Source organism: Planococcus sp. MB-3u-03, assembly GCF_002833405.1.
Taxonomy (GTDB): Bacteria; Bacillota; Bacilli; order Bacillales_A; family Planococcaceae; genus Planococcus.
The window spans coordinates 1-7,500 of sequence record NZ_CP025135.1 but is presented as its reverse complement, the minus strand read 5'-3'; the positions used below and the strand labels follow the sequence as shown (position 1 = coordinate 7,500).

7 protein-coding genes (1 of these 7 only partly in view) are annotated in these 7,500 nt (G+C 48.2%); all 7 read right to left on the bottom strand.

The window, feature by feature from the left end:
- A protein-coding gene (gene gyrA / locus CW734_RS01210; protein WP_101189129.1) for a DNA gyrase subunit A crosses the window boundary here: on the bottom strand, positions 1–1,178 show its beginning. 1,414 nt of this gene lie to the left of the window's left edge; only the first 1,178 of its 2,592 coding nucleotides appear in the window; the start codon lies at positions 1,176–1,178; its stop codon lies beyond the left edge, outside the window.
- A gap of 30 nt (positions 1,179–1,208) precedes the next feature.
- Entirely contained in the window at positions 1,209–3,137 is a 1,929-nt protein-coding gene (gene gyrB / locus CW734_RS01205; protein ID WP_101189128.1) for a DNA topoisomerase (ATP-hydrolyzing) subunit B, read from the bottom strand.
- A gap of 47 nt (positions 3,138–3,184) precedes the next feature.
- Positions 3,185–3,394, bottom strand: coding sequence for a hypothetical protein (locus CW734_RS01200; protein WP_058382263.1), 210 nt, complete (start codon positions 3,392–3,394; stop codon positions 3,185–3,187).
- A gap of 6 nt (positions 3,395–3,400) precedes the next feature.
- Entirely contained in the window at positions 3,401–4,513 is a 1,113-nt protein-coding gene (gene recF, locus CW734_RS01195) for a DNA replication/repair protein RecF (protein WP_058382264.1), read from the bottom strand.
- Complete coding sequence (yaaA, locus tag CW734_RS01190; protein ID WP_058382265.1) at positions 4,503–4,742, bottom strand: S4 domain-containing protein YaaA; 240 nt, start codon at positions 4,740–4,742, stop codon at positions 4,503–4,505. The genes recF and yaaA overlap by 11 nt, the downstream gene beginning before the upstream one ends.
- Before the next feature lie 107 nt (positions 4,743–4,849).
- Positions 4,850–5,986 (bottom strand): DNA polymerase III subunit beta, encoded by a 1,137-nt coding sequence (dnaN, locus tag CW734_RS01185; RefSeq protein WP_058382266.1) that lies wholly within the window; start codon positions 5,984–5,986, stop codon positions 4,850–4,852.
- 170 nt (positions 5,987–6,156) lie between these two features.
- Positions 6,157–7,500, bottom strand: coding sequence for a chromosomal replication initiator protein DnaA (gene dnaA / locus CW734_RS01180; RefSeq protein ID WP_058382267.1), 1,344 nt, complete (start codon positions 7,498–7,500; stop codon positions 6,157–6,159).

The window sequence follows — 7,500 nt, the reverse complement described above, 5'->3', positions numbered from 1 at the left end:
ATGGCATCAATATGATCTAATGCGATGCGCAAGCCTTCAAGGATATGCGCACGGTCTTCCGCTTTTTGCAGATCGAATTCTGTGCGGCGGCGGATAATGACTTTCTGGTGCTCCAGGTAATGATAAAGGACGTCTTTCAAGCCAAGAACTTTCGGCTGGCCATCGACGAGCGCAAGCATATTGATGCCGAAGCTTGTCTGCATCGCTGTCTGTTTGTACAAATTGTTCAATAGGACATTGGCGCTTGCGTCTCTGCGCACTTCAATCACGACGCGCATGCCGTTGCGGTCGGATTCGTCGCGCAAATCGGTGATGCCGTCGATTTTTTTGTCGCGCACCAATTCTGCGATTTTCTCGATCAGACGCGCTTTATTGACTTGATAAGGAAGTTCGTGGATGAGGATTACTTCTTTGCCATTCGGTTTTGTTTCGATTTCAACGACCGCACGGATCAACACCGAACCTTTACCGGTTTCGTAGGCGCGGCGGATGCCGCTCCGTCCGAGGATGATGCCTCCGGTCGGGAAATCGGGCCCTGGAAGAAAGTCGAGCAATTCTTCAGTCGTGATGGCCGGGTTTTCGGCTAAGGCCAGAACTGCATCGATCGTCTCCCCTAGATTATGAGGCGGGATATTGGTAGCCATTCCGACTGCGATTCCGGAAGTTCCGTTGACAAGCAAGTTCGGAAATCTACTTGGGAGGACAACCGGTTCTTTTTCCTGACCATCATAGTTTTCCTTATAATCAACTGTGTTTTTATTTAAATCACGCAAAAGTTCCATGGAAATTTTTGACATCTTGGATTCTGTGTAGCGCATTGCTGCTGCTGCGTCACCATCTACAGAACCGAAGTTCCCGTGGCCGTCGACGAGCATATAGCGATAGCTGAAATCCTGAGCCATCCGTACCATCGTTTCATAAACCGCGCTATCACCGTGCGGGTGATATTTACCGATTACGTCACCGACAATACGTGCCGACTTTTTATAGCCTTTATCCGCTGTGATTCCGAGGTCATGCATGGCATATAAAATGCGCCGATGCACCGGCTTCAAGCCGTCCCGGACATCTGGCAACGCACGTGAAACGATGACACTCATTGCATAGTCAAGGAATGATGTGCGCATCTCCGTGCTGATATTTATTTCTTCTACTCCGCTGCCTGGCCGTTCCGCCATATCCGCAGCCTCCTCTCAACTCTTGTTGCGTTATACATCCAAGTTCTTCACATAACTGGCGTTTTCTTCAATGAAATTGCGGCGCGGTTCGACGTCATCTCCCATTAACATATGGAAAGTCTCATCCGCTGTCATCGCATCTTCGAGCGTGACTTGCAGCAAGGTACGGAAATCAGGATCCATCGTGGTATCCCATAATTGAGTGGCATTCATCTCGCCGAGTCCTTTATAGCGCTGGACATGCGGCTTAGGTGATCCCGGAAGTTTTGCTAATGCTTCTTTCAGCTGTGCATCCGAATAAACATAATCGACATGCTTGCCTTGTTTGATCTGGAACAATGGCGGCTGTGCAATATAAATATAGCCTGCTTCGATCAATGGGCGCATATAGCGGAATAGGAACGTCAACAGCAAGGTCCGGATGTGGGCGCCGTCGACATCGGCATCGGTCATGATGACGACTTTATGGTAACGCGCTTTATCAAGATTGAACTCTTCACCGATGCCGGTTCCAAGTGCAGTAATGATATTACGGATTTCTGCGTTTACAAGAATTTTATCCAGACGCGCTTTTTCTACGTTAAGGATTTTTCCGCGCAAGGGCAGAATCGCCTGGAAGTGGCGATCTCGGCCGGATTTTGCGGATCCGCCCGCTGAATCTCCCTCTACGATGTAAATTTCGCTGATTTTCGGATCACGTGAAGAGCAGTCTGCAAGTTTCCCTGGCAGGCTTGATACTTCAAGGACCGATTTGCGGCGCGTGAATTCGCGTGCTTTTTTGGCAGCCATTCGGGCGTGGGAAGCCATGATGCCCTTTTCGATGATTTTCTTTGCCGTTGATGGATTTTCCAGCAAGAAGCGTTCAAATCCATTGGAGAACAAATTATTGACGATGGTCGATACTTCAGTGTTGCCGAGCTTTGTCTTGGTCTGGCCTTCGAATTGAGGGTCCGGATGCTTAACGGAAATGATCGCCGTCAACCCTTCCCTTACGTCTTCACCAGTCAAGTTCGCTTCAGCATCTTTTAACAAGCCATTCTTGCGGCCGTAATCGTTGATGACGCGCGTCAACGCCGTTTTAAAGCCGGATTCGTGCGTTCCGCCTTCATGGGTGCTGATATTGTTCGCGAATGAAAAGATATTCGCCGCAAATCCGCCGTTGTATTGCATCGCGACTTCGACATTGATGCCGTCGCGCTCCGACTCAACGAAAATCGCTTCTTCGTGAAGCGGGTCTTTCGATTTGTTCAAATGCTCGACGTAGGATTTGATACCGCCTTCATAGTGGTATTTCTTTTCCTGCTCCAAGCCTTCCCGTTCATCTGCAATCACGATTTTCAAGCCGCGGTTCAAATAAGCGAGCTCGCGGAGGCGGTGATCCAGGATATCGAATTCGTAAACCGTTGTTTCTTTAAAGATTTCCCCGTCCGCTTTAAAGCGGATCGTTGTGCCGGTCTTGTCGGCTTCGCCGATGACGCCAAGTTCTTTTTTGACTGCGCCACGCTCAAATTGAATAAAATGGCGCTTGCCGTCCCGGTGCACATAAACTTCCGTCGTTTCGGATAAAGCATTGACGACAGATGCGCCGACGCCGTGGAGGCCGCCGGATACTTTATAGCCGCCGCCGCCGAATTTACCGCCGGCGTGAAGGACCGTCATGATGACTTCAACAGCCGGACGGCCCATTTTTTCTTGCATATCGACTGGAATCCCGCGGCCATTATCTTCGACCCGGATCCAATTGTCTTTTTCGATTGTGACGCGGATTTCATCGCAATAGCCGGCAAGGGCTTCATCGATACTGTTATCCACGATTTCCCATACTAAATGGTGCAGTCCTCTCGATCCCGTAGAACCGATATACATACCTGGCCGTTTCCGGACCGCTTCTAAGCCTTCCAATACTTGAATCTGATTGGCGCCATAAGATTGCTCAAGATTCGTATCTTCCATAGCCATTCCGTTCACCTGCTCTTTCTTGACAACTCATTATTTCCATTGACCGGTTATAACCTGTTTTGCTGAATTTTATTTAACAATGCCTGGGGCCGATAAGGTGACCCGTAGACGAAATCATCGGTGACGACATAGGATTTCACTGCTTCAGGCGGGACTAAAAGCCGCGTAAAAGCGGAGTGGACATAGTGTTCATGATGGACCACCGCAAGGATTTCCGTGACGGCAATCAATTGGGAGGCTCCGATCTGGACATACATATATGCTCACTCCTTGACCGTTCCTTTCGATACTTCGAAAAGGCGGGCGCTTTGAATGGTCTCGTGCTGGATGCCTTCGACACTGGTGGTTGTGACAAAAGTCTGCACGGATCCGCGGATGGTGTTGAGTAAATGCGACTGGCGGTAATCGTCCAGTTCGGAAAGTACGTCATCCAGCAAGAGAACCGGCGCTTCGCCGACTTCCTGCTTGATCAGTTCAATTTCCGCGAGTTTCAAGGACAGGGCTGTCGTGCGCTGCTGTCCTTGGGAGCCGTAAGTCTGGACGTCGTAGCCATTGACCATGAACTGCAGATCGTCGCGATGCGGGCCGACCAGTGTTACGCCACGGTCGAGCTCACGCTTTTTCACTTCCTGGAGCTTTTGCTCTAAAAAGGACGCCATTTCAGCAGGCGTCCATTCGGGCTTCAACCCACTAATCGGCTGGTAGCGGATTTCCAGTTTTTCAAGCCCACGGGAAATGCCATGATGAATCGGCTCTGCCCATTTTTGCAGCAATTCCATGAACTGGAATCTTTTTTGTATAATTTTTACAGCAGCTTCAATGAATTGTTCGGTGTACACCTCGAACATGACGTCATTGATCGCCTGTTTGCCGTAATGCTGCTTCAATATATGGTTGCGCTGTTTCAACAGCTTCTGGTAATTGACGAGATCGTGGAGATAGACCGGTGAAATCTGGCCGATTTCCATATCGATGAAGCGGCGCCTTACTTGCGGGCTGCCTTTGACTAAATGCAAGTCTTCAGGAGCGAACATGACGACGTTCAATTGGCCGATATAATCGCTCAGCCGCCTCTGCTCCAGGTGGTTCACTTTCGCTTTTTTGCCTTTTTTGGAAAAGCTGATTTCAAGCGGCAGTTTGCCATATTTCCGGAGCACATCAGCTTTAATTTTACCATATTCCGCGTCCCAGCGTATCAATTCTTTGTCATTGCTTGTCCGGTGGGATTTCGCCATCGATAAAACATAGAGCGATTCCATGATATTGGTTTTGCCTTGCGCGTTCTCGCCGATAAAGACGTTGATCTCCGGCGAGAAATCGAGCTTGAGCGTTTCATAGTTGCGGTAATTGACTAACTCGAGGTTGTCAATCCGCATCGAAGCTCATGCCTTCGGCGACAACGATGCGGAATTCCCCCGTCCCCGGTATGTTCACAGTATCTTCCGGACGCAATTTGCGCCCTCTGCGGTCTTCCGCTTCTCCGTTCACGAATACTTCATGTTCACTCAAAAACCATTTGGCCATGCCACCTGAACTAATCGTGTCCGTCATTTTCAGCAACTGCCCAAGTGTAATAAATTCTGTTTCAATACCGATTTCCTTCAAAATGCACTCATCCTTCGATTCGTAGTCTATCCCTTTATTTTACCCTATTTGCACCCATAAGTAAAAAGGATAGCCTTTATGGGCTATCCTGAGGGTTTTGGTTCCAATTAATATGTCCGGACAGGAAGAATCAGCTGAAGAATCGAGTCATCCAAGGCTGATTTCAAAATGAACGGGCGCATCGCTCCAGTAAATTGGATGACGACGTCTTGTCCATCGATCGCTTTCAAAGCATCCATCATGAACTTCGCACTGAAGGAAATCTTCAGCTCTTCACCGTCAACGCTTTGTGCCTGCAATTGCTCTTCGACTTTCCCGACTTCCGGGGAATTCGAGGAGACTTCCACTTCGCTTCCTTCATTGGTAGAAAAGCGTACGACATTATTGCGTTCTTCACGCGCCAATAGTGATGCACGGTCGATTGCCTGAAGCAATGAACGGCCGTTTACCGTTACCGTCGTTTTGTATTCAGACGGAATGAGGCGTGATGTATCTGGGTAGTTCCCTTCCAATAGACGGGAGAAGAACAAGATGTGCTTCGATTTGAACAACACTTGCTGGTTGGTCATGACGATTTCAACCGGATCGGATGTGTCATCGAGGATTTTGTTCAATTCATTCAAGCTTTTCCCTGGAATGACGACACTATACTCCCCTTCCGGTAAAGTTTCGAGTTTCGTTTTGCGGCGTGCCAAACGGTGGCTGTCGGTCGCAACACAAACCAGCTCTCCATCTTTTACTTCCCAATGAACGCCAGTAAGCACCGGGCGCGTTTCAGAACTGGACACAGCAAATACCGTTTCTCTATTGATTGTTTTCAACAGATCCGCTGGAATCGTGAAAATGCGGTCATCTTGGATATCCGGCAATTGTGGATAATCCATCGCGTCAAGCCCGATCAAGTGGAATTCGGATTTTCCTGAACGGATATGCGTCTGGAAATTGCCGTTAATTTCGATTTCGACTTCATTAGTCGGCAATTTGCGGACTATTTCCCCGAATACTTTTGCCTGAAGGACGATGCTTCCGCCTTCAGTGACATCGATCAATTGTTTTCCATCCTCTTCTGCAGGAATAAAGGTTTGGATCGTGATATCTGAATCACTTCCTGTTAACCGCATTCCTTCTGTAGAGACATCCATCTTGATCCCAGTCAAAATCGGAATCGTTGTTTTTGAACTGACTGCTTTCATTACATCGTTTAAACCTTCAACTAATCGCTCACGTTTTATCTCGAATTTCATTCTCGAACCTCGCTTATATATATATTTTAGTTATTAGTACTTAAAGACAGTAATAGTAGTAGGGGCTGTGAATATGTGGATAAGCCCGATATGAGCAATAAAGGCAGCTTATCCACATGTAGACAAACTGTGCATAAACTGCTTAAGAAAATCGGGGGTTATCCACAGTCTTATTTCCCGAGTGCAGATCGAATTTCTTTAATATCCTGCTGAAGCTGCTGGTTCTCTTTCAGCATCGTGTTGATTTTTTCATGTGCATGGATGACCGTTGTGTGATCGCGGCCGCCGAATTCCTCGCCGATTTTCGGCAATGAAAAATCCGTCATTTCACGTGACAAATACATCGCGATTTGACGTGGATACGCAATATCCTTCGTGCGGCGCTTCGTTTTGAAATCATCTAATTTGACGTTGAACTGTTCGCCGACTGCGTTTTGGATGTCCAAGATGGTGATCACTTTCGGCTTGGAGTTCGGCATGATGTCTTTCAATGCTTCTGCAGCAAGCTCTGCGCTCATGTCCCGGTTGATCAGGGAGGAATAAGCGACGACGCGAATCAAGGCGCCTTCGAGCTCGCGGATGTTGGAATCGATTGAATTGGCGATATAGGTCATGACATCGTTCGGGATGTCCAGGCCGTCCGCTTTGGCTTTTTTGCGCAAAATGGCAATCCGCGTTTCCAAGTCCGGCGGCGTGATATCGGTGATCAATCCCCATTCAAAGCGCGATCTCAAGCGGTCTTCAAGTGTCGGGATCTCTTTTGGCGGCCGGTCGCTGGAGATGATGATCTGTTTGGATTCTTCGTGCAGCGTATTGAATGTATGGAAGAATTCTTCCTGCGTCTGCTCTTTTCCCGCTAAAAATTGAATATCGTCAATGAGCAAAATATCGACATTGCGGTATTTATTGCGGAAATCGACGGTTTGGTTGTCACGGATCGAGTTGATGAACTCGTTGGTGAATTTTTCCGACGACAAATAAACCACTTTGGCGTCTGGGTTGTGTTCAATGACATAATGTCCGATTGCGTGCATAAGGTGGGTCTTGCCAAGTCCTACGCCTCCATAGATGAAAAGCGGGTTATAAGCTTTTGCCGGTGCTTCGGCGACAGCCAGTGATGCAGCATGTGCAAAGCGGTTGCCGGAGCCGATGACGAACGTGTCAAAGGTATATTTCGGGTTGAGCATACCCGGCAAAAACTCTTGCTGCTCCGCCTGCCCCGGTTTGACACGGGGAGCGGGAAGCTGGAAATCATCCATATCCTGATCTTTTGGCACCACAAATTTAATAAGCGCTTCGTCCCCTGTAAGGTCTGTCAAAATGCCGGTGATCAAGTGCACGTAATGGTTTTCGAGCCAGTCGCGCGCAAATGAATTCGGGGCTGAAATGGTGACAGTATCTTCTTTATAGGACAAGAGCTTGGTAGATTTGAGCCAAGTTTCAAAACTGGGCTTGGAGATTCTTTTCTCGACTTGGGCTAAGACACTCGACCAAATTTCGTCTAAGTGTTCCAA